This is a genomic window from Paenibacillus sp. EPM92, assembly GCF_016586185.1.
GTDB classification, from domain to species: domain Bacteria; phylum Bacillota; class Bacilli; order Paenibacillales; family NBRC-103111; genus Paenibacillus_G; species Paenibacillus_G validus.
The window spans coordinates 52,004-73,040 of sequence record NZ_BCPS01000057.1 but is presented as its reverse complement, the minus strand read 5'-3'; the positions used below and the strand labels follow the sequence as shown (position 1 = coordinate 73,040).

Here is a 21,037-nt window from a genome sequence, read left to right as displayed (position 1 = left end):
CATTCGTTGTTCAGCTGCCGGAAGATCAGATTAATGAAGGTTGCAGAAATAGGAATGGAACCTAAGAATTCGTGTCAGGCAATGGAGGATTTTCATAGAGTAACCGCCCCCATCCCGAAATCGAATCTCGAATGCCCGCAGATTGACATAATGCCCACATTAGAAGAAGGACACTATCAAAAATGATGACGTTACATTGCTTTTCAATCTCTTCGACATATATGGCAGCCGCAAGATTCGTGCAAAAGGCGCTTACCGCCTCACATCCGCGGCTCAATTCGGCAAGGCTTGCTCTTATTACGGCTCCGTCAATTTGAGCAATGCTCGTATTCGCAGTCAAATTAAGATGTACCTCCGAGGTGACGGGAAACCCTGCCTCGGAGAAATTTTTCATAATAGGTTCTACTAAGCTCTCAATATAAGGAACAAATAAACCTATTTTTTTGCATTGATAGGCTTGAAAAGCGGAAATCAGCGCCCAAGTGGCGGTGATCGAAGGGATACCGGTTTCTTCGAAAATCATATTGCACAGATGTTGGTCCCATTGTTGCCCTAACCACCCTCCCGAGGTTCCTCCCCAGGCGATGACGTCCACCTCCGCTTCCGCCAGCAGACGTGCGGCTTGTAAAAACTGCGAAAGCGCAAATTGGTTTTTGGATTGATCACTTACATCTACTTGGGATACGGATATCCGGGTGTAATGCACATCCAATCTAACGATTTGGGAAATCCGGTTCACAATCGGTTCTAATACGGTGTTGGAAGACGGTACAATGATTCCTGCCTTTTTATTTCGAACTTGAATGAGTATCCCCCCTTCCCAATCAAAAATTTCCACGTTTCAACCGTTACCTCACCAACTGATATAATTCCGGACTCACAATTTGGTCGATTACTGATTTTTGTTGATTCCCATCAACGTTTATCATCGTGCCATGAACATAACTTGCTCGATCAGAAGCCAGGAAAACCGTAACATCAGCAATTTCCTGTGCAGTGGCGATCCGCCCCATAGCAACGGATCGTTCAAATATTGCATTGGCTTCAGCCGGCGTCATATTGTGATCCCGCCCAAACGCCTCCATTAAATCATTCCAACGGTCCGTGTCTACAGGACCCGGGTTGACCGAATTGATTCGAATATTGTAACGGCCATATTGATTCGCAAGTGCCTGTGCCACAGCAAGGTCAGCAGCATTAGCAGCCGTTCCCGTCAGTTCCCAATACGGATATTTCAAGCCGTCATTTCCGACTACATTTACAACTACACCTTTTTTCTTTGCTTTGAAGTGAGGCATAACTGCTTTCATAGCACGAACGTAACCTAAAAATTTGACGGCTAATGCTTTATGCCAGATTTCATCATTCAGATCTTCCAGCATATACCCGGGGCATGCACCCGCATTGTTGATCAATATATCAATTTCTCCATAATGGTTAAGCGTTGCACTTACCACCTTTTGAACTTCAGCCTCATATTGAAGGTCGGCCGAAACGGTAAACACCTCGCTGCCGGGCACTTGATCTTGAATCCACTTTTTCGCTTCTTCCAACGTGTCCTGATTTCTCGCACAAATGGCAACTTTAGCTCCTTCTTTTACAAAAGTTAAAGCCACTTGGCGCCCGATTCCTTTACTGCCGCCTGTAATGAGTGCTACCTTGCCCGTTAAATTAAGTTCCATGTCGTTTCTCCTCCAGCTTGTAGTTAAATTATTGTTTTACTGCTTCTTCATATATCGATTCATCATAAGCGGACTTCACATCAGCCGGCTTCTCAATCAATCCGTACTTTAGCGCGATCTCTGCTGTCCGTTTATAGGAATCTTCCACAAACATTCCCGTTTGACTTTCCGTAAAGCCCTCCGGCTTCACCAGCTTCGCCATTTCCTTTAGCATGGTCGCTTGATGTTCTTTTGTTGTACTGCCTTCTACTACATTGGCCATCATAATCTCTACCGCTTCATCTTGATGTTCAATCGCATAGTTCCAACCCTTGAGTGTTGCGCGCACCACTTTTACGGCAAGATCCCGGTTGTTCTCTATCCATTCCTTTCTCGCAATAAGGGTGTCTTCAAGCATGCCGATACCAGCCTCTTCAATGCTGAACGTATACAAATCCGACTCTGTTATACCGTTTGCTTTAACAACATTGAATTCGTTATATGAAGTCACCGTAGAGACATCAACCTGATCGTTGAAAAACTGATCCATCATAAAACCCTGCTTCACAAGATGAACATCTTTCTCGGGGTTAATCCCGTTCTTCTCAAGAAAGGCCACAACCGGAAACTGTTTGCCTCCCATAAATGCCGAAATCTTCTTGCCTTTCATTTTCTCCGGACTGTCGATTCCCGTTGATTTTTTAGCAATCAAATATTTGCTGTTTTTTTGTGAAATTTGTGCGATGGATACAAGCGGAATTCCCTTATCGCGATTAACAAGAAGGCTGTCTACGGCCGTTATTCCTACATCGGCTACCCCGTTTGCCACTTGCTGTTCCGCAACGATATCGGGACCTCCGGGAATGATTTCGATGTCAATCCCTTCCTCCTCGTAAAACCCTTTATCTTTGGCCGCAAATATACCTGCGAACTGAGCCTGAGGGACCCACAGCAGTTGAATTTTCACTTTGTGCGGCTCTTCCGGTGAATGAGTCACCGCCGCATTCGATTCAGGGTTCTCCTCCTTCCCTGCGCCGCAAGCACTCAATAAGAGCATACTAGCGATCATAAGCAGAGCGGTTAATGTCTTATAGCGTCGAGGAAATGGTTTCACCGCGTTTCACCCTTTCAATTGTTCGGGCTTCTCATAAGCCCGGTTCACTCTTAGATAATCCACCCAATTTTCTGACTTTTCATAGACGCTCCCTACCTCTAGCAGCAAGCCTTCCGAATAAGGCTTACCTATTAACTGCATTCCTACAGGTAAAAGCTGTCTTGTAAACCCGCATGGAACGGTAATAGCCGGGAATCCGAGAAAGCTCGCAATCGCCGTTTTCCCAAGATTGAAAATATTGTTTATCGTTTTTTCCGGAGGGATCGTCCCTATATCATAAGGAACGATGACATTTGTAGGGGATACAATGATGTCACATTGCCTTAAGGTGTGTAATGCGTTATCGATGAACCGTCTTCTGAACCTTTGGGCTTGAAGATACTCGCTTGCGGTAACTTCTTTGCCCGAGTTCAAACGAACGTTCAAATCTTTGCCGTACCTCTCGGGATATTTATCAAACATCGGCTTGTGAAAACTATAAGCTTCTGACTTAGCAATCGTTTTCTGGGCCTCTAATGCTTGATCTGTATTTGGCAAATTGATCTCAATAATTTCGGCGCCGAGATCCTGCAATTTTTGAATGGCGGTGTGGACGATGTCTTTCATCTCCGGATCCATATGTTCAAAGAAATAATCATCGCAAACGCCTATTCTAACACCATATAAACTGTCCTTTTGAAAGGATAGGTTTAAATCCAATTTACCAAGCTTATCCTTGTCAGCCATAACACTTAGCATTATTGCGCTGTCTTCTACCGTCCTTGAGATCGGTCCGATATGATCAAATGTCCAGCTTAACGGAACTAATCCTTCACGGCTTACCACTTCGTACGTTGGCTTTAACCCCACAACCCCGCAGATAGAGGAGGGTAAACGTACAGACCCGGTAGTATCTGTGCCTACGGCGCCGAAACACATTCCTGTAGCGACTGCAACGGCCGAACCTCCACTTGAGCCTCCGGGAATTTTGTTTACATCCCAAGGATTACGTGTTTGACCGTAATGAGGATTCTCCGTTGTCGACCCTGCGCAAAATTCATGGAGGTTGTTTTTTCCGATAATAATGGCCCCCGCATCCTTTAAGCATTGGATTACAGCAGCATCTTTATCCGGCTTCCAGCTTTCAAAGATTTTTGAACCTGCGGTTGTGATTCTATCTTTTGTTTCAAAAACATCTTTAATAGCAATTGGCACCCCGTGAAGAGGGCCACGAACGTTGCCTTGCTGCAATTCTTGTTCAAGCAACTTAGCCTGCGTTAAAGCATCATCGGAGAGAACTGTAATAAAAGCATTCAACGTCGGCTCTAAGCGCTCAATTCTTTCTAATAGCTTCGTTGTAAGTTCAACGGGAGAAATCTCTTTTTTCTTGAGAGAAGAAGCAACGGACGAAATCGTTTCAAAAAATAAATCATACATCAGTGATCGCCCTCCCCTTTATCCTCCTCAAACACATAAGTAAAGGATGGTTCATACTCAACCGCTTCCGCTTCGGCCCCTATATGTAAAACCTCAATTAAGTAGTCGGTCATATTCATCCTTTCACATCCTCTCGTATGATCTGTCACTGTTACTTCGCCACAGCATCTTCATAGATCGATTCATCAAAAGCGGACTCCAGATCGGCCGGCTTCTTTATCAATCCGTATTTGAGCATGATATCTGCCGTCCGTTTAAACGACTCGTCAACAAACATCCCTACCTGGTCGCTTGTAAATCCTTCTGGCTTTATAAGCTTCGCCATTTCCTGAAGCATCGTCACCTGATGCTGCCTTGTCGTACTTCCTTCTATTACATTTTTCATAACGATATCGATCGCTTCTTCTTGATTTTCTATCGCATAATTCCAGCCTTTAAGAGTAGCGCGGACGATTTTTACCGCCAAATCCCGATTGTTCTCCACCCAATCCTCTCTGGCAAAAAGCGTGTCTTCGAGCATACTTATGGCGGCATCCTCAATGTTGAATACGTAAAGATCCGATTCTTTCATCCCGCTTTCCAATACAACATGATATTCGTTGTAGATCGTTGCGGTGGCTACGTCGACCTGATCGTTAAAAAACTGGTCCATCGTAAAACCCTGCTTCACAAGCTGAATGTCCTTTTCCGGGTCTATCCCATGATGTTCTAAGTATGCAATCGCCTGAAATTGTTTACCGCCCATGAAGGTAGCGATTTTTTTCCCTTTCATTTTTTCCGGACTGTCAATTCCCGTTGATTTTTTTGCAATGAGCACCTTACTGCTTTTTTGCGTGATTTGGGCCAAAGATACAAGCGGCACGCCGTTTTCACGATTCACCAGAAGGCTTTCTACCCCTGTGATGCCTACATCCGCCACCCCGTTGGCTACCTGCTGTTCCGCAACTACATCGGGTCCTCCCGGCACAATTTTGATATCAATCCCTTCGTCTTTATAGAAGCCCTTTTCCGCTGCTACATAAATGCCGGCAAATTGAGCCTGGGGTACCCATTTCAGCTGAACAGTAGCTTTTTGCATCTCTGTCTTTTCGGGTTCCGCAGATGTTGTAGGCAGTGCTGATTGTGTTCCAGTCGTCGATGCACTGCCTCCTCCACCGCAGGCGGCTAAAAGTAACGTGGACATCAATACGATCACCGTTGTGATCGTTTTAAATTCGACCCGAGTTTTCATCATTCTTATCAATCCTTTCATCAATTTCTTGCCCCATCCGCAATATGTACATCAGTGAATAAAACGCGCCAACGTCGGCATCACCTCCTCCATTGAACGTCGACACTTGGCGGCTTAGTTCGGAAGTTACCGTTTAAACACCTTCCAGGGCATAAATAAACGCTCAGACCGTTCAACTAGGGAATATAGAGCAATTCCAAGCAGAGACGAAATCACAATACAGCTCCAAGCTAAGGGCATGTTGGCCAGCTGAATTTGATCGGACATCAAGTATCCGAGCCCCCTGGAGGAAATGAAAAACTCTCCGACGATCGCCCCTATAATGCTTGTGGACATATTAATTTTTAAAGCTGCGAATATGTAAGGAAGGGAGTGTTTAAAACGTAATTTTAGAAAAATCTGACTTTTTTTTGCAGCATACGAGTGCATGAGTTCAAGATAGGTGCCGTCAATAGAGCGGAGACCTTTATACACATTCACAGTCATTGTAGCCATTGTAAGAATCGTTACTACGCCGATACGTGAACTGATACTATCGCCAAACCAATTGTTCATAATCGGTGCAAGAGCTACGATCGGCACAGCGTTCAACGCCGCAACAACCGTTACCCCTCCTCCTCCGATGCTCGGAAATAAAGAAGCCAGCGTAGCGATGATCAACCCTAAGACAGAACCGAGTAAAAAACCGCCGACAATTTCCGCCCCGGTATAGAGCGTATAAAGCATCAGTGTGCTACGGTTTTCTAATGTAGATTGCAAAATATCGCTTGGAACCGGCAGCTGATACAGCTCTAGCTGGAATAGAAAATGAAACAGCCGAACCTCCCAAAACAGGAGAAACAGAATGCCAAATATGGTTGGAAAAATAATCTCTCTTTGAAATATGCGTTGTTTCGTCCACTTTCGGGATAAATCCGTTGTTTTAGGCAAAGCTTGGCTTTGCTTCGTATATGATGGCGTTGATGGATTCACGCCGCCTCCCTCCTTTCTTTCCGAAACTCCGGTTGCCAGGAAGTCGTAAATTTCTCAATGAAAACAATAAATATAAATGAAGCAATACCGATGATCATGCTCGTCAAAATAGTAGACCAAAACATTCCGTTCTGGGCCGAGCCGTAATACAAGCTACTGAGCATAAGCACGCCGATCCCTTCGGGTGCTCCCATCATTTCAACTACAATGGAAGCTGTGACTGCTAGAGGAGCTGCTACTTTTAAACCCGCGAATAAGCCCGGGAGCGCAGACACTAATTTAAGTTTTGTATAGGTTTTCCAGGAAGACGCGGCATAAGAGCGCATCAACTCCAACCGCTCCGATCTTGTGCTTTCCAGACCATGCAATGAATTGATCGTCACCGGAAAAAAAGTGACATAAGCTGCCATCATAATTCGGGCTACATCTGCGTTCTGAAGAATTCCAAAAACAATAGGGGCAAGTCCCATAATCGGTATCATTTGAGAAGATATAATATAAGGGGATACCGTATATTTTACTGTTGTAGAAACACTCAGCAGGACCGCAAGCAACAAACCTATAATGGAACCGAGTATGAAACCGATAACGGCATTGCCGAATGTGATCATTCCTTGTTCAGATAGCGTTGCTACGTTTTGAACCATAGCGATCAGTACGTCATGGAGATAGGGCAGCTTCGATTGGGCGGCCTTGACCTGGAAGACATCCTGCATTAACCATGCGGCAACCTCCCAACATATGATAAGAACGAAAACCCAGACCACAGTAAGAATAGGGCGGAGCGACTTGTGGTCGAACAGTTTCATAGCTTACTCCCCTTCCTCATAAAAACAGCTTCGCACCTTCGTTATGTAATCGTAGTACTCTCTTAACTCCCTGATTTGCGGTTTTCGATCCACGCCCAGATCAATTTCATGAATGGAATGAATACGTCCCGGACGAGCTGATAAAACAATGATTCTATTCGATAAAAACACGGCTTCAGGTATGCTGTGCGTGACGAAAACAATTGTCTTTTTCGTTTTACGCTGAATTTTCATTAATTCGAGATGAAGCTTTTCTTTTGTGAATTCGTCCAATGCAGAAAACGGCTCATCCATGAACAGAATTGGCGGGTCAAGCGACAAGGCCCTTGCAATGGCTACCCGTTGCTGCATACCACCGCTGAGCTGCCATGGATAATGTTTTTCAAAGCCGGCAAGTCCAACCAGCTCCAACATTTCTTTGGCCTTGTCCGAACACTCCCGTTTGCTGCGGCCCATAATTTCAAGCGGTAATTCAATGTTCTGCTGTACCGTCCGCCACTCAAACAGGGTGGGGCTCTGAAATACGATACCGAACTTTCTTTGCAACCTTGCAATGCGGGGAAGTTCGCTTTCAACGACAATGCTGCCTGAAGTGGGGTGGATGAGATCCGTCATCATTCGGAGCAGCGTCGATTTGCCGCAACCGGAAGGTCCGAGCAGCGAGACCACTTCGTTCTTGTATACATCAAAGCTAACTTGCTTTAGAGCCGTAATTTCTTTCTCTTTTGTTCCGAAAACCATACTGACGTTGTTAACGGATATCTCCACTTGTTGTTCTTTCAACACAGCACTCATAACGTTCCCTCCCGTAACCATATAATAATGTAAGTTTTTATAATTTTATATGTAATAATATAAAACATAATAAAGTATATTTCATTAGACAAATTAGTATTTAAAAGGTGATTATCGTTTTACACTTTGTAAAACATAGAATAATGTTATGTTTTATAACACGAATAATTGTGGATTTTTCTGCTTTACATTTAAAAAGAATCCTTACATCCATTGCCCGAATGAAGAACTCGTAAGTGAACGCAAATTTGAATCGATCAATAGATGAGGCACCTGTTTCGCAAAATCGGGTAGGAAGCTACCCATTATTTGAGTAGCCGACCTCCCACACCACCGTGCGTACCGTTCGGTACACGGCGGTTCCTTAGTTCACGCAGTAACTTGTCGATAATATTCAGAAAAGAAGATGAATCCGAGTTCTTTAATCGCGTTGTTTCCGAGGGATCTTGAGAGGATTGGGCTGTTGGAGGTTCTCCAGTAGCCTTTTCTTGTGTTGGCGTATTCCCATGCTTTCTGTTTGTCGATGCCGAGTTGTTGGAGCTTCTTGAATCTTGTCCTCACTCGTTTCCATTGTTTCCAGAAGATCATCCGGATTCGCCTTCTCATCCATTCGTCCGTGGTCTGCATCAGACTCTTCATATCGGCAATCTTGAAGTAGTTTACCCACCCCATAATATAGCGTCCGAGCTTGATTGCCCTGTCCGCGTTACCCATTCCATTGTTTCTTGAGGTAAGCTCTTTTATCTTGCTCCTCATTTTTGCAATCGATTTTGGATGGATTCTGACTCTCGCTTTACCTTTGCTTTGGTAATACGAGAATCCAAGAAATTTCACCTTCCCTACATAATCCACAACCGTTTTCTCCCGGTTCACCTTGAGGAACAGCTTTCCTTCGATAAAGGGGAGTATATTTGCCAGTGTGCGTTCGGCACTCCTTCTACTTTTGCAGAAGATCAGGAGTAGAGTAGAGAACATTTTGGACTATGTGCCGAATGAAGCTCATGCTGTTTCATCTAACCTCTTTACAGGTGCAAGGCAGCTCGTCTGCCAATAGCCTCATCCAATTTCATTGTCCGAATTCGTCCAAGCCCAAGTACGCCATGGGGGAAGTTTTTGCACCACAACCCCTTTTTACCCCTTATACAATGACCCCTGTCAGGGTGTTAGCGTCTCATTTCGTTGTATAACAAAACACTTGGCAGACTCTCCCTGATTTTTTCCCAGCTTAATAGGCTGCACAACCTTTGAGCAACTCTTCAAAAAATAGGAGGCAATGGTTGAGCGTGTTCAGCGCACTAAGTTAATCCCCCTTCGGAATCACGTAGGAGTACTTGTCCCATGAAAAAAGAGCAGATCGCCCTCGCGATCTACCCGACACTTCTTTCACCGCTTCGCCTTATAAAACTCATGATACAGCTTCATCAGCGCCCTCTTCTCAATTCGCGAAACGTACGAACGGCTGATCCCCAGCTCCTTCGCAATTTCCCGCTGTGTCCGCTCCTCGCCGCCATGCTCCAGCCCGAACCGGCCGACGACAACCTCCCGCTCCCGCTCATCCAGTATATCGAGGTTGCGGTATATTTTGCTCTTCTCAATCTTCAGCTCGACCTTATCCGCAACATCGTCTGCCTCCGAGCCGAGAATGTCGATCAGCGTAATCTCATTTCCCTCCTTGTCCGTTCCTATGGGGTCATGAAGGGATACATCCTTCTTTGTTTTCTTCAGGGATCGTAAATGCATCAGGATTTCGTTTTCGATACAACGAGCTGCGAATGTAGCCAACTTCGTTCCTTTGTTCGGTGAGAACGACTCTATCGCCTTGATCAGCCCGATCGTACCGATCGAGATCAAATCCTCCAAATCTTCCCCCGTATTATCGAATTTTTTGACGATATGGGCAACAAGTCTCAGGTTATGTTCAATTAACATATTACGGGAATGTTGATTGCCTTCAGACATTAATCGAAGATGCTTCTCCTCTTCCTGTTCAGACAACGGTTGAGGAAATGCATTATTTTTTACATACGATACAAGAAGCATCAAGTTTTTAATAAAGAAAGCAACCGCTGAGAAAAAACCAGGCACTCCACCCACCCCCTAGACGAGATTACTATCATGATATGTGGGCCTCTGCCTATCCGTGCCTGTACTTCATAAAAATAAACTACAGCTTATCGTCCTTAACCCTATATTTGTTGTTGCACCAGTCCTCCACTTTGTTTGACGTAGAACGGTGAGTTGCAGTAACATAGCCCATATATTTCCTATTATGTAATAATTCATTTATTGCGATCGGTTTATTATAAATGCAACCAAATTATATATAAAATAGTTCAAAATAAACACGTTAACTTTCATAACATCGTTTATTAATATCATCATATTAAAGTAATAAAGTTGCTTCTACAGACGGAAGATACTAGTCAAACCTTATACAGCCAGTATCTTTGCAGAGTTTTTATACACAATCCTTATCAAACTTATCCAAATCTATTGATATAAATATTTTATTAACTCTTGATCTTTATTGCTTATAATGATATATATATTAACATGAATTTGTTATTTAATATAACATGATAGGGGTTGAAGTTATGAATATAACACTTAGTTGAACTACTACTACGTCGAACATCTATCATTTTCGCGAAAATATCACATGATCCAAACTACGTCTATTTTACGATCTATCAGGAACTTCTTATATTTACTTTCTAGTAATCGTATACATAATTTTGTTGGAGGTAGAATGATGAAACACTTTAAGTATGTTTTTCTTTCGGCCTGTACTGCGGCAACTCTTGTAGTCGGATCTTTGTCTGCATATGCAGCGCCCAAAGTCGCTACGCTACCCATCGCTTCCGTCCAATCGTCCGAAGTAAAGGAAGCTTTAGCGCAAAACTGGATTCCTAAAGCACTCCAGGAAAAGGCCGGTTCCTATTCTGCTGTAACGGAAAAAGATTTCAACGATGCACTGTTTGCCGCAAGTAAAGCCGCCGGAGCATCCTTAGACATTACTTTTTCACTAGCCGAGGAGTCTCTCTCTCGCGAGAAAGCGGCTTCCTTGCTGGATAAAATCATTAACGTACCTTATGCTAAGAAATTCGGTTACAACGATATCCCCCTGAATAGTCCTTATGAGTCTTCAATTCTAAATGTCAGACAAGCGGAATTGATGAACGGCATATCATCCCAATCATTTGGGTATGGAAAACCACTCACCAACGAAGACGCAGCCGTACTCGCCTATCGAGTGTACAAATACTTACTTCCTTTCACGCTTCCCGAGGCTTCCATAACAGAGATGCAGAAAGCGATGGAATCCGGTCGGTTGACATCCGAGGAGCTTGTACAGCAGTATTTAACCAGGATCGAAAAATACGACGATAAGGGACCTGCCTTGAATGCGATCCTTACGTTAAATCCTGAGGCGATCCATATTGCAAAGGCACTTGATGCGGAGCGTGCCGAGAGAGGGCCTCGGGGACCATTGCATGGCATCCCCATTATTGTGAAGGATAATATCGATACAGTGGATATGCCAACTACTTCCGGATGTATTTGCCTTGAAGGTGCGATGGCTCCGGATGACGCAGCACAAGTGAAAAAGCTGAAAGATGCCGGTGCGATTATTTTGGCGAAGTCGAATCTCCATGAATTTGCATTCGGATACACGACTGTAAGCTCTCTTGGCGGGCAGACATTAAACCCGTATGACCTCACTCGTGTACCTGGCGGCTCAAGCGGCGGCACGGGTGCTGCCATCGCAGCCAATTTTGCAGCTGTAGGACTGGGGACTGATACCGGAGGTTCCATACGCGTACCTTCTTCATTCAATAGTCTTGTGGGCATTCGTCCCACGGTTGGGCTTTCCAGCGTTGACGGCATTGCACCGCTTGCTCATGCGCAGGATACAGGAGGCCCGATTGCCCGCTCTGTCGAGGATGCCGCTTTAATTCTGAACGCCACAGCGGGATACGATCCTAATGACGTTTCAACGGCGAAGAGTGTCGGCTTTGTCCCTGAGGATTACACAGCATACCTTGATAAAGAAGGTTTGAAAGGCGCCCGCATCGGTATCGTCCGCGAAGTTTTCGGTACGAATCCCGAAGTTAACAAAGTAATGAATCAAGCGATCGAGGATATGAAGAAGGCAGGAGCCATTATTGTAGACGATGTGAAAATTCCAAACTTCGCCGAAATAAAAAAATACGGAAGTTTAAGCGCTTGGGAATTTAAATTCAATTTCAACGACTATTTAAAATCCCTTGGTGCAAAAGCGCCATTCAATTCTTTGGATGACATCATCAAATCAGGAAAGTACCACCCATCCAACGAGCAAATGCTTAAGCAACGCAACAGTCGTGAGTCATTGAATTCTGAAGAGTACAAAGATATTTTGCTTTATCGAACGAAACTTGCACAAGAAGCCGTCCTTAAAATGATGGCGGACAACCAGCTGGAAGCACTCATTTTCCCGACATCAGCAAACCCGCCGGTTAAAATTGACAATACTCAATTGAAAGAGTATCAAAATATTGGTGAAGGTTTTAAACTCAGCACCTTTACTTTCTGGCCAACCGTAACAGTTCCAGCAGGATTTACTTCAGATGGCTTGCCAGTGGGTGTGGACTTCTTTGGCCGGGCCTTCAGTGAAGCGACATTGCTCAAACTAGCCTATTCCTTCGAACAGAACACGCATCACCGTAAAGCGCCGGAAATGACGCCGTAAGCGGAAGATAATAAACTTATGGGTTATTGTTACCCCATCTACGACTAAGAACTTTAATTCATAAGCGCCCCCGTTTTAGGCTAACTCAGCTTAAACGGGGGCGCACTCCCTATATTATGGCTTTTCCACAAGCTTAGGCGCTATACGATAGTTTGTAGCTTGTTCGTAATCATACGCCATGGCCAGTAAATCGGCTTCACTCCACATTTTTCCTATAAATGCTAAGGCAAAAGGAGAACCGCTTGAATAATATCCTGCTGGTACGTTTACAAGAGGTACACCGGCTGTTGATTTCAGAAACCGTTGTGGCTCCAATATTGTCCTTACTATCAAGAAGCGGCGTTTCTTTAAACATCTGTGGAAAAACTAAGCCATCCAATTTATGCTCGTCCATAACCTCATTAAAGATCTGTAGATATTTGGTTCGGACCTGAACGAAAATGGATAAATCCGGAACGGAGTCCGGATCCGGCAGCGATTCCTTATACCTATCGAACACAGACGGCTTTTGGCCTGTTTTCTCCATCAACTCCGCTACTGATTTAATCGCAGCATTCGGCCCGAGCCGCTCTAAGTATGCTTCCATGTCATAGATAATCAGACTCAATCCCCACAGACCCGGCTGACTTTACATAAGCTGCAAATTCGGTTCCGGCAAAAGGATCAGCGATAACTGTTGCGCCCTGCTTCTCAAGCTCTGCCACTGCACGATCATAGAGCTGGCGTGTTTCCTCCGTTAGCTCCTGATCCCGCCAGCCCGGTCCATAAAGTCCTATGCGTTTTCCTTTTAGGGCGAACGTATTAAGTTTAGAAAGTATAACCATTGCTGGGGATATTCCCTATAGAAGCTACGGTCTTTGGATCTTCATAGTCGCGCTTGCGGCCAATATAATCGAAGGCCCTTATTACTTTATTACTTATACAACCTCAGCAAACGCTTTTAGCTCCGAACAAATTTCATCGCTGTCCGCAACCCAGCCAAAGCCTCTGCGGACGTTTTCCAAAGTTGCCTCATATAGAGTTTCTGACCCTGTCGCTGTGCAATCGGAAACGAGTATAGCGAAGAAATCGAGCATGAATCCGTCACGAAGCGTGGATTCCACACACATATTGGTCCCGACACCCGTCATCAGCAGCGTTTCGCAGCCTAACGCTCTTAGCTTTAGCTCAAGGTCCGTTTTGATAAAAGCGCTGTAACGATGCTTAATGACTTCAATATCCTTATCGGTTGGAGCAACGCCAAAGTACTCGGCCCCCCAAGTACCTGTGGTGCATGTATCGTGCTTTCTTCCCTTTCTCCGGCTTAGCCATACCTTTGAATTTGTCGTCTCATCATGAGTCGTTTTAATGAAAATGACAGGAACATCAGCGTTATGAGCTGCGTCGATTAATTTTTGCAAATTCGGAACGATGGCGTAGTGGTTCGTGACGTCCCCGCCGTTTAAAGCACCGGAACCTTGCTCGTGGCAAAAATCGTTCTGCATATCCACCACAATTACAGCACTCTTCTTCAAATCGACAATTTGTTTCCATTCAGCCATAGTTTAATTGCTCCCTTCATATTTCCGATTATTTTATATCTACAACCTCACTCTACACCGCCGGTGTAGAGGTGGCAGCAAACATCGTGTCCAGCCTCCGTACTAATGTACGAAGGAGATTCCACCTGGCACCGGGGACCTGCCTTAGGACAGCGTAATAAGAAAGCACATCGTTTCACATAATTCGCTTGCTCCATTAATCCGGAATCCTCTGCCGCCAATTTCCCCTCCAACGCTGGTATGGAGTTCAAAAGAAGCTGCGTATAGGGATGCTTAGCCCCGCGGTATAAGGTGTCTGAATCTGTAAGCTCTACGATTCTCCCGAAATACATCACCGCGACCCGATCGCTCATATATTCCACGACATTCAGATCGTGCGAGATGAATAAATAACTCAACCGATATTCCTCTTTTAGATCCTGGAGCAAATTGAGTACTTGAGCTTGTATCGATTTATCTAAGGCGGATACGGGTTCATCCGCTATGACCAGCTTGGGATTCAGGATAAGCGCCCGGGCAATGTTCACTCGCTGCCTTTGCCCCCCGCTTAGCTCAAATGGATATTGCTGCGATTGCTTCATCGTTAAGCCGACATCTTGTAGTATTTTTCTCATTCTCGACTCTGCGTGCTTGCCTTCGCCATGCACCCACAGATTAAAACATATATTGTCGGCTACCGTCATTTGTGGATTTAAGGAAGAATACGGATCCTGAAAAATGATCTGAATGTCTTTTCTAAACGGCCTCATTTGCTTTGCCGTATATCGCTGGATCTCCGTTCCCATAAACCGGATCGTCCCCGTATCGGCATCCCCCAAACGCAGGATCAGCCTGGCCAGTGTTGATTTCCCGGAACCGCTTTCTCCTACCAGCCCCAGTGTCTCGCCTTTGTGAATCGTAAGATGGATCTTATCGGCTGCCGTTACTCGAATTTTCTCTCCATTCTTGGATTTACCTGGTACGGAGAAGCTTTTGCTCACATCAATGACCTCAAGCAGCGGTTGTTCCCGTTGTACAGCTGGCTCCATGGCACCGTCCACCTCCGGATTTTCAATGTTTCTCTATATTTTGGAGTCAAACATATCTTGCAAGCTATCGCTAAACAGGTTAAAGGATAAAGCCAATAAAAAGATTACCGTCCCGGGTACAATCGCTACCCAAGGCTGAATGTATAACGAGCTTTGCAAGGATCGCAGCATGCTCCCAAGCTCAGGAACCGGCGGTGTAACGCCCAGGCCCAAGAAACTTAAACCGGTGGAGATGATGATACTTAATCCGAACAATGTAGTTACGAACGACAGAACAGGCCGCATAATATTGCCCAGCAGATGATACCTGATTATCATCCAGTCCCCTGCACCGCTCGCCCTAGCCGCCTCGAAAAACTCGTGTCCCTTTACTTGCTGTACTGAGGTTTCCACGACACGCACGATAGGCGGGATAAAGACGAAAGGCAGCGCAATGAACGAGTTTTGAATGCCAGGTCCTATTGCGGCGGATATGGCAATAGCCAGAACGACGGCGGGAAAGGCGTAGAACACATCCATGGAGCGCATGATGAGCGTATTCATGCGTTTCCCGTAAAAGCCTGCGATAATGCCCAAGGTCAGCCCCACTACACCGGCTATGAGTACAGGAAGCAAGCCCATTAATATCGTAAGTCGGAGCCCGTATAAAACACGAGTGAGCATATCCCGGCCCTGTTCATCTGTCCCTAATACGTGCCCCGGACTGCCGATCTGCTGCAATCGTTCAGTGGCGCTCCCGATATACGGATCGTAGGGAGCGATGAACGGTGCGAAGATCGCAGAAGTAAGCAGCATGGCGATGAATAAACCGGTAATCCACGCAACCGGATCCGACTTGAATTTATTCCATGCCGAGTTGCGTTTAGGTTCTTCTTCCGGAACAGCCGTGCTAGCATCAACCTTCACGTTTTCTCCGATTAATGTGTTTTCTTGCACGATCCTTCACCTCCATGAAGAGCTATGATCTTTGAATACGAGGATCGACCGATGAATGAACCAAATCGATCAAGAGATTCACTAACACAAAGATGAGAGCGATGATCAAGACGCCGCCTTGGATTAGCGGAATATCTCTTAATCCGATTGCTTGATTGAGCAAACTGCCGATTCCGGGCCAGTTGAATATCGTCTCCACCAACACAGATCCGCTCAGCAAGCTGCCGATTTCCAATCCGGTCACGGTCAGCACCGGTGGAGCAACGTTGCGGAAGATATGCCATAGTACTCGCCCTCTAAGCATCCCTTTGGCTTTTAGGGTAACTACGAATTCCTCCGTCAACACTTGTATCATGCTTGCTCTAACCATTCGCGCCATCATCCCTACCGTCGAGACACCTATCGCAATCGCGGGCATGATGAGATGCTGAAGGGAATCCAGCCATCCTCCGCCCCCGATTTTGTTCATTCCGCTGGACGGCAGCCAATGGAGCTCAACCGAGAATACGACAATAAGAAGAAAAGCGAGCCAGAACGCCGGGACGCTAATCCCCGCTAAGCCTATTGCGCTAACGAGCTTATCGACCCATCCTCCTCTACGAAACGCTGAAATTGTCCCCAGCAGTGTGCCAAAGAAAAAACCGAATAGTCCCGCTGCCGCCCCCAAAATGAACGTATTCCACAATGCCGTCCCCAGCAAGCCGATGACAGGTGAGCGCATGCCGATGGACATACCCAAATTGCCTTGGAGAGCATTCAGGAGCCATATTCCGAACTGCACCGGGAGCGGCTTATCCAGACCTAATAACTCCGTAATTCGCTGCTTGTCTTCGACGGACGCATCCTCCGGAAGCAGAATATTGACGGGATCCCCAGGCATAATGTGTGCGAGGGCAAAAATAATGAGTGAAACCCCTAACAGGGTGGGGATGGCCAGCCCCACGCGCTTCCATGCATATCGGTTCATTTGCGTTATCCCACCTTATTAGGCTTGAAGCCTGTTTTTACTTTTCCACCCAGACGCCCCGGAAATCTGCAAACCATGATGATGGAGGTTCAAAGCCTTTCACCTTCGGGCTTAATGCTCTGAGATTCAGATCATGAACGACAGGTAAATACGCGACATCGTCCTGAATCAACTTGGCGGCCTTCAACAAAAGCTCATCCTGCTTGCTTACATCGACCGTATTTTTCACTTCAGTGATCAGCTTACTTAATTCTTCATTGTTATATCCCATATTATTGCTTCCGCCGGGTGGAGGAGTGATGAAATTCCGTTCGAAGTCGCTCGGGACGCGCATCCCCCGGGACATCTCGATCGCATGGACCCCGCTCGGGAACTCTCCTCGTAACGTATTGCTGATCGTGCTCCAGTCATATACATCGAATTTCACCCTGAAGCCAACCTGAGCTAAATTCATCTGAATGTATTCCGCCATCGGGAGCGGCCACATGTTGCCCGAACCGCTGGATGGCATTTGAATCTTTAAATCTACTCCATCCGGATAGCCCGCTTCCGCCAGCAGTTGCTTTGCCTTCTCCGGATTATATTCAAACGTTTTCGCATCCTTCGGGTACCACTTCTGCTCCTGGAAAAAGGGACCGTTCGCTGCAGCACACGCCCCATTTAACAAATTTTCACACAGCCCTTCCTTATCGATGGCAAGAGCGAACGCCTCCCGAACACGGACATCATGAAAGGGAGGAATGGACATATTAGGCTGATAAAACCAAATATGCGCGTAAGGCTTTGTCACAACCTGAAACCCGCTTTGTTTGATTTCAGGGATGGCGTCTGGAGGCGGAACCTCGGCTAGATGGATCTCACCCGATCGAAGAGCTGCATAGCGGGATGCCGGGTCTTGCATCGGACGCACGATCAATTGATCCAGTTTAGCCGGCTCCTTCCAGTATTCTTTGTTCGAGGCCATGACCGTATATTGCCGTTCCTTATACTCCACAAACTTAAAAGGCCCGGTACCTGACGGATTTTTCTCATAGGCATCGCCGTGCTTTCTTACAGCCTCAGGACTCGCGAACAAAATATAAGGAAGTTCGTACAGTATGAAGCCGTCAACCTCCTTGGTGTAGATTTCCAGCGTCAAATCGTCGATTTTCCGATATATATCGATGGAACGGGTTCTGCGGGAGTTAAGAGCGGACATATTGGCGTTATAGTCCGGAGAATCTTTCTTGATTAATCGATCCAGATTAAACACTGCGGCATCGGCATTCCACGGGCTTCCGTCATGGAACTTAACGCCTTCCCTTAAGTGAAAGGTCCATTTCTTTCCATCCACCTCCCAGCTCTTTGCCAATCCGGGAACAATTTCATCCGCCGCTAAAGGATCAAAATTGACTAATCCGTCATAAAGCTGAAATCCGACAAATTTATAGGCTTCCAGCCCTTGCGAGGGCACGACATCCATCGTAGGAAGATCCGAGCTGGTCATCGCTACGATCAATGTCCCCCCCTGTTCAGTCCCTGTTCCCTGCGTTGGGCTTGAAGCTTCATTCGTTGTCGGTGAACCCGTGCACGCTTGTATTAAAAGTATAGTCGCTAACGCCGCCAGAACGTTCATCCTTTTCCTTAGCCTCATCCGGCCCACCTCTTCCTTTGGTCTGTTATCATATCTTCGCTTGTACGAAAGACGGATCATTCATCTGAAAGCATCGAACAGAATGCTGGAGCGGCCTTGAAGATTGAATATAATAATCAGGAACACCGGATAAACACGCATCCGTAGCGATACTGCATCTCGGTGCAAAGCTGCATCCTCTAGGAAGCCGATACGGGACAGGAGGCTGGCCGCCTATCGTTTGCAGCCTTCCTTTTTTTCCGGGAGTCACATTCGCTTCTATCATCGCTTTGGTATACGGGTGCTTCGGTTGTTGAAGAATCGCTTCAACGGACCCTTGCTCCACGATCCGGCCCGCGTACATCACGGCTATTTCATCAGCAACCTGAGCCGCTACGCCTATATCGTGCGTGACGAAGATCATGCTCATACCGGAGCTCCTTCGGAGATCGGATATAAGTCTGAGGATTTGTGCTTGGACGGTCACATCAAGTGCAGTCGTAGGCTCATCAGCCAGCAGCAGCTTGGGACCGCAGGCTATCGCCATGGCGATCATGACTCTTTGCCTCATGCCCCCGCTTAGTTGATGGGGATAGTTGCGAAACCGAAGCTCAGGATAAGGCAGCTTGACCTGATCCAAAAGTTGAACGGCTCGATGCTCCGCTTCTTTGTTCCCTAGTTTTAAATGCTTGCGGATGGTTTCGGTTAACTGAACACCGATCGGGAACACGGGATCGAGAGCCGTCATCGCGTCTTGGAATATCATGGCGATCTCTTTCCCGCGGATCTTTAAGTAGGCATCCTCTCCCATTTGGGTCAACTCTTTACCTTCGAAAATGATTCTGCCCCCGATATTCGTTTTTTTGCTTCTGTTAATGCCCAAGATCGTACGGAGCATCACGCTTTTTCCTGAACCGGACTCGCCCAGAATGGCTAATGCACGGCCTTTTCCTAGAGTGAGAGACACATCGGAAACCGCCTTTGCTTCTCCAAGATCAGTACGAAACGTAACGGACAATTGACTAATATCCAGAAGCCCCATGCCTGTTTCACCCCTTTGTCAACTCTTCCTTAAGTCAATTATATGTTATATATAATAACATTTAAAATACCTTATCCGTATAGATGTGATAACGAAAACTTTTGGAAGCCTTAACATTTCGAAAAAAGTCCAGTGGAACCTCGGGGTATACGCATTTAACTTTGTTTGTGTTATATTATATTACATATAGTTAATTTTGGATTCCGGAAAGGATGTTTTCAATGAACATCGACCATCTGCAAACCTTTCTTACCATTTGCGATTGTAAAAACTTTTCCGAAGCGGCCAAAATGTTATACGTTCCGCAACCGACGATTTCTAACCGTATTCGTTATATGGAAGATTTTCTCGGACATGAATTGTTCGTTCGTGGAAAAAAAGGGGTTCAAATCACCCTTGCAGGCGAAGCTTTATTGCCCTACGCCAAACAAATACTGGACACCTTCGGGGAAGCGGTCAACAAATTGAACAAGCCTTTGGACAAGCAAGAATTAATTATTGGTAGCTCCATCCCTTTTACATTTCCATTAATACTGGATAAAATCCAGGATCTTTACAGCTTTACGCCAGAGACAAGTCAATCCTTAATACGAATTTATTCTACAGATATGATCAATTCTTTACTCCGCAAAGAAATTGATATGGCTTTTGTGAATAAGCCTATCAAGCACAGGGACGTAGAGACCCATCATATCGGTACGGAAGCCCTTCATCTGGTGCTATCAAAGCATCATCCTATGATCACGCAAAGTATCTCCAGCCTTCCGTCCATAACCAATCATGAATTTATCGTGTACTACCAACCTTATTACGAATTGTTTCGGGATCACCCCTTGATGAGCTTAGAATATAAGAGGAAGTTTGTAACTAATCATGCGGGGCTGATTAAGCAGCTCATTATTCGCATGAACGCCATATCCTTTCTGCCCCTATCTCTGGTGGAGGGAGAGCTTGAACGGGAAGAACTCACATTTATTCCGTTGAAGGAGGCTCCTTATACCTTGTCTATTCCCTATTTTTTAATTTACCGGCAAAACGAACGTTATTTCGAAGAGATCTTACTGAAGCAGCATGAGAATCAAGAAAAAAAATTCCAGAACATGCTGGAGCAATTGGATTGTTATCCTGGAAATCAAAAAAGAGGTCCTTACTCGATGTAAGGACCTCTTTCAACGGTAACA

The 21,037-nt window shown here is 45.7% G+C and carries 19 protein-coding genes; 2 read left to right on the top strand and 17 right to left on the bottom strand.

The annotated features are described in order from the left end of the window. Nucleotides 1–61: 61 nt before the first annotated feature. From JMF85_RS11810 to sigK, 10 genes are all read right to left on the bottom strand, one after another. The gene (locus JMF85_RS11810; RefSeq protein WP_201318238.1) at nucleotides 62–838 is read right to left on the bottom strand and encodes a maleate cis-trans isomerase family protein; all 777 of its coding nucleotides are present in this window, start codon (nucleotides 836–838) and stop codon (nucleotides 62–64) included. 10 nt (nucleotides 839–848) lie between these two features. Then, nucleotides 849–1,682, bottom strand: coding sequence for an SDR family NAD(P)-dependent oxidoreductase (locus JMF85_RS11805; RefSeq protein ID WP_201318237.1), 834 nt, complete (start codon nucleotides 1,680–1,682; stop codon nucleotides 849–851). Nucleotides 1,683–1,710: 28 nt separating this feature from the next. Continuing rightward, entirely contained in the window at nucleotides 1,711–2,718 is a 1,008-nt protein-coding gene (locus tag JMF85_RS11800) for an ABC transporter substrate-binding protein (protein WP_236595829.1), read from the bottom strand. A 63-nt stretch (nucleotides 2,719–2,781) separates the two neighbouring features. Then, on the bottom strand, nucleotides 2,782–4,191 hold the full coding sequence (locus tag JMF85_RS11795; protein WP_201318236.1) for an amidase: 1,410 nt from the start codon (nucleotides 4,189–4,191) through the stop codon (nucleotides 2,782–2,784). Between the two features lie 151 nt (nucleotides 4,192–4,342). Next, nucleotides 4,343–5,443 carry an ABC transporter substrate-binding protein gene (locus JMF85_RS11790; RefSeq protein ID WP_201318235.1) on the bottom strand — a complete coding sequence of 367 codons (1,101 nt, stop codon included), beginning with the start codon at nucleotides 5,441–5,443 and terminating at the stop codon, nucleotides 4,343–4,345. A 105-nt stretch (nucleotides 5,444–5,548) separates the two neighbouring features. Next, nucleotides 5,549–6,394, bottom strand: a complete 846-nt coding sequence (locus JMF85_RS11785; protein ID WP_236595828.1) for an ABC transporter permease — start codon at nucleotides 6,392–6,394, stop codon at nucleotides 5,549–5,551. Then, entirely contained in the window at nucleotides 6,391–7,203 is an 813-nt protein-coding gene (locus JMF85_RS11780; RefSeq protein ID WP_201318234.1) for an ABC transporter permease, read from the bottom strand. Before JMF85_RS11780 ends, JMF85_RS11785 begins: the two co-directional genes overlap by 4 nt. A gap of 3 nt (nucleotides 7,204–7,206) precedes the next feature. Continuing rightward, nucleotides 7,207–7,998: an ABC transporter ATP-binding protein gene (locus tag JMF85_RS11775; RefSeq protein WP_201318233.1), complete on the bottom strand. Its 792-nt coding sequence runs from the start codon at nucleotides 7,996–7,998 to the stop codon at nucleotides 7,207–7,209. Between the two features lie 369 nt (nucleotides 7,999–8,367). Further along, nucleotides 8,368–8,850, bottom strand: a complete 483-nt coding sequence (locus tag JMF85_RS11770; protein WP_236595827.1) for a group II intron maturase-specific domain-containing protein — start codon at nucleotides 8,848–8,850, stop codon at nucleotides 8,368–8,370. A 531-nt stretch (nucleotides 8,851–9,381) separates the two neighbouring features. After that, on the bottom strand, nucleotides 9,382–10,083 hold the full coding sequence (sigK, locus tag JMF85_RS11765; protein WP_201318231.1) for an RNA polymerase sporulation sigma factor SigK: 702 nt from the start codon (nucleotides 10,081–10,083) through the stop codon (nucleotides 9,382–9,384). A gap of 667 nt (nucleotides 10,084–10,750) precedes the next feature. Here sigK and JMF85_RS11760 point away from each other — a divergent pair. Beyond that, complete coding sequence (locus tag JMF85_RS11760) at nucleotides 10,751–12,730, top strand: amidase family protein (protein ID WP_201318230.1); 1,980 nt, start codon at nucleotides 10,751–10,753, stop codon at nucleotides 12,728–12,730. A gap of 587 nt (nucleotides 12,731–13,317) precedes the next feature. On the opposite strand, the gene JMF85_RS28035 is transcribed toward JMF85_RS11760, so the two are convergent. The 7 genes from JMF85_RS28035 to JMF85_RS11725 form a co-directional block, all read right to left on the bottom strand. Continuing rightward, complete coding sequence (locus JMF85_RS28035; protein WP_236595826.1) at nucleotides 13,318–13,554, bottom strand: hypothetical protein; 237 nt, start codon at nucleotides 13,552–13,554, stop codon at nucleotides 13,318–13,320. 93 nt (nucleotides 13,555–13,647) lie between these two features. Further along, nucleotides 13,648–14,271, bottom strand: a complete 624-nt coding sequence (locus JMF85_RS11750; protein ID WP_141334187.1) for a cysteine hydrolase family protein — start codon at nucleotides 14,269–14,271, stop codon at nucleotides 13,648–13,650. A 47-nt stretch (nucleotides 14,272–14,318) separates the two neighbouring features. Further along, nucleotides 14,319–15,299, bottom strand: coding sequence for an oligopeptide/dipeptide ABC transporter ATP-binding protein (locus JMF85_RS11745; protein ID WP_201318229.1), 981 nt, complete (start codon nucleotides 15,297–15,299; stop codon nucleotides 14,319–14,321). Nucleotides 15,300–15,332: 33 nt separating this feature from the next. Further along, nucleotides 15,333–16,235, bottom strand: a complete 903-nt coding sequence (locus JMF85_RS11740; protein ID WP_201318228.1) for an ABC transporter permease — start codon at nucleotides 16,233–16,235, stop codon at nucleotides 15,333–15,335. Between the two features lie 22 nt (nucleotides 16,236–16,257). Then, nucleotides 16,258–17,202, bottom strand: coding sequence for an ABC transporter permease (locus JMF85_RS11735; RefSeq protein WP_141334192.1), 945 nt, complete (start codon nucleotides 17,200–17,202; stop codon nucleotides 16,258–16,260). Nucleotides 17,203–17,239: 37 nt separating this feature from the next. Then, the gene (locus JMF85_RS11730) at nucleotides 17,240–18,700 is read right to left on the bottom strand and encodes an ABC transporter substrate-binding protein (RefSeq protein ID WP_181410056.1); all 1,461 of its coding nucleotides are present in this window, start codon (nucleotides 18,698–18,700) and stop codon (nucleotides 17,240–17,242) included. 163 nt (nucleotides 18,701–18,863) lie between these two features. Further along, on the bottom strand, nucleotides 18,864–19,856 hold the full coding sequence (locus JMF85_RS11725) for an ABC transporter ATP-binding protein (RefSeq protein WP_201318227.1): 993 nt from the start codon (nucleotides 19,854–19,856) through the stop codon (nucleotides 18,864–18,866). 221 nt (nucleotides 19,857–20,077) lie between these two features. Between JMF85_RS11725 and JMF85_RS11720 the strand changes: the two genes are divergently transcribed. Next, entirely contained in the window at nucleotides 20,078–21,016 is a 939-nt protein-coding gene (locus JMF85_RS11720; protein ID WP_201318226.1) for a LysR family transcriptional regulator, read from the top strand. Nucleotides 21,017–21,037 lie beyond the last annotated feature (21 nt).

Excerpts from the sequence above, each read along its gene's own strand:
- JMF85_RS11795 (WP_201318236.1), bottom strand. The coding sequence starts at position 4,191 with ATGTATGATTTATTTTTTGAAACGATTTCGTCCGTTGCTTCTTCTCTC.
- JMF85_RS11750 (WP_141334187.1), bottom strand. The coding sequence starts at position 14,271 with ATGGCTGAATGGAAACAAATTGTCGATTTGAAGAAGAGTGCTGTAATT.
- JMF85_RS11745 (WP_201318229.1), bottom strand. The coding sequence starts at position 15,299 with ATGGAGCCAGCTGTACAACGGGAACAACCGCTGCTTGAGGTCATTGAT.
- JMF85_RS11780 (WP_201318234.1), bottom strand. The coding sequence starts at position 7,203 with ATGAAACTGTTCGACCACAAGTCGCTCCGCCCTATTCTTACTGTGGTC.
- JMF85_RS11800 (WP_236595829.1), bottom strand. The coding sequence starts at position 2,718 with ATGCTCTTATTGAGTGCTTGCGGCGCAGGGAAGGAGGAGAACCCTGAA.
- JMF85_RS28035 (WP_236595826.1), bottom strand. The coding sequence starts at position 13,554 with ATGGTTATACTTTCTAAACTTAATACGTTCGCCCTAAAAGGAAAACGC.
- JMF85_RS11775 (WP_201318233.1), bottom strand. The coding sequence starts at position 7,998 with ATGAGTGCTGTGTTGAAAGAACAACAAGTGGAGATATCCGTTAACAAC.
- JMF85_RS11735 (WP_141334192.1), bottom strand. The coding sequence starts at position 17,202 with ATGAACCGATATGCATGGAAGCGCGTGGGGCTGGCCATCCCCACCCTG.
- JMF85_RS11805 (WP_201318237.1), bottom strand. The coding sequence starts at position 1,682 with ATGGAACTTAATTTAACGGGCAAGGTAGCACTCATTACAGGCGGCAGT.
- JMF85_RS11790 (WP_201318235.1), bottom strand. The coding sequence starts at position 5,443 with ATGAAAGGATTGATAAGAATGATGAAAACTCGGGTCGAATTTAAAACG.
- JMF85_RS11725 (WP_201318227.1), bottom strand. The coding sequence starts at position 19,856 with ATGGGGCTTCTGGATATTAGTCAATTGTCCGTTACGTTTCGTACTGAT.
- JMF85_RS11760 (WP_201318230.1), top strand. The coding sequence starts at position 10,751 with ATGAAACACTTTAAGTATGTTTTTCTTTCGGCCTGTACTGCGGCAACT.
- JMF85_RS11720 (WP_201318226.1), top strand. The coding sequence starts at position 20,078 with ATGAACATCGACCATCTGCAAACCTTTCTTACCATTTGCGATTGTAAA.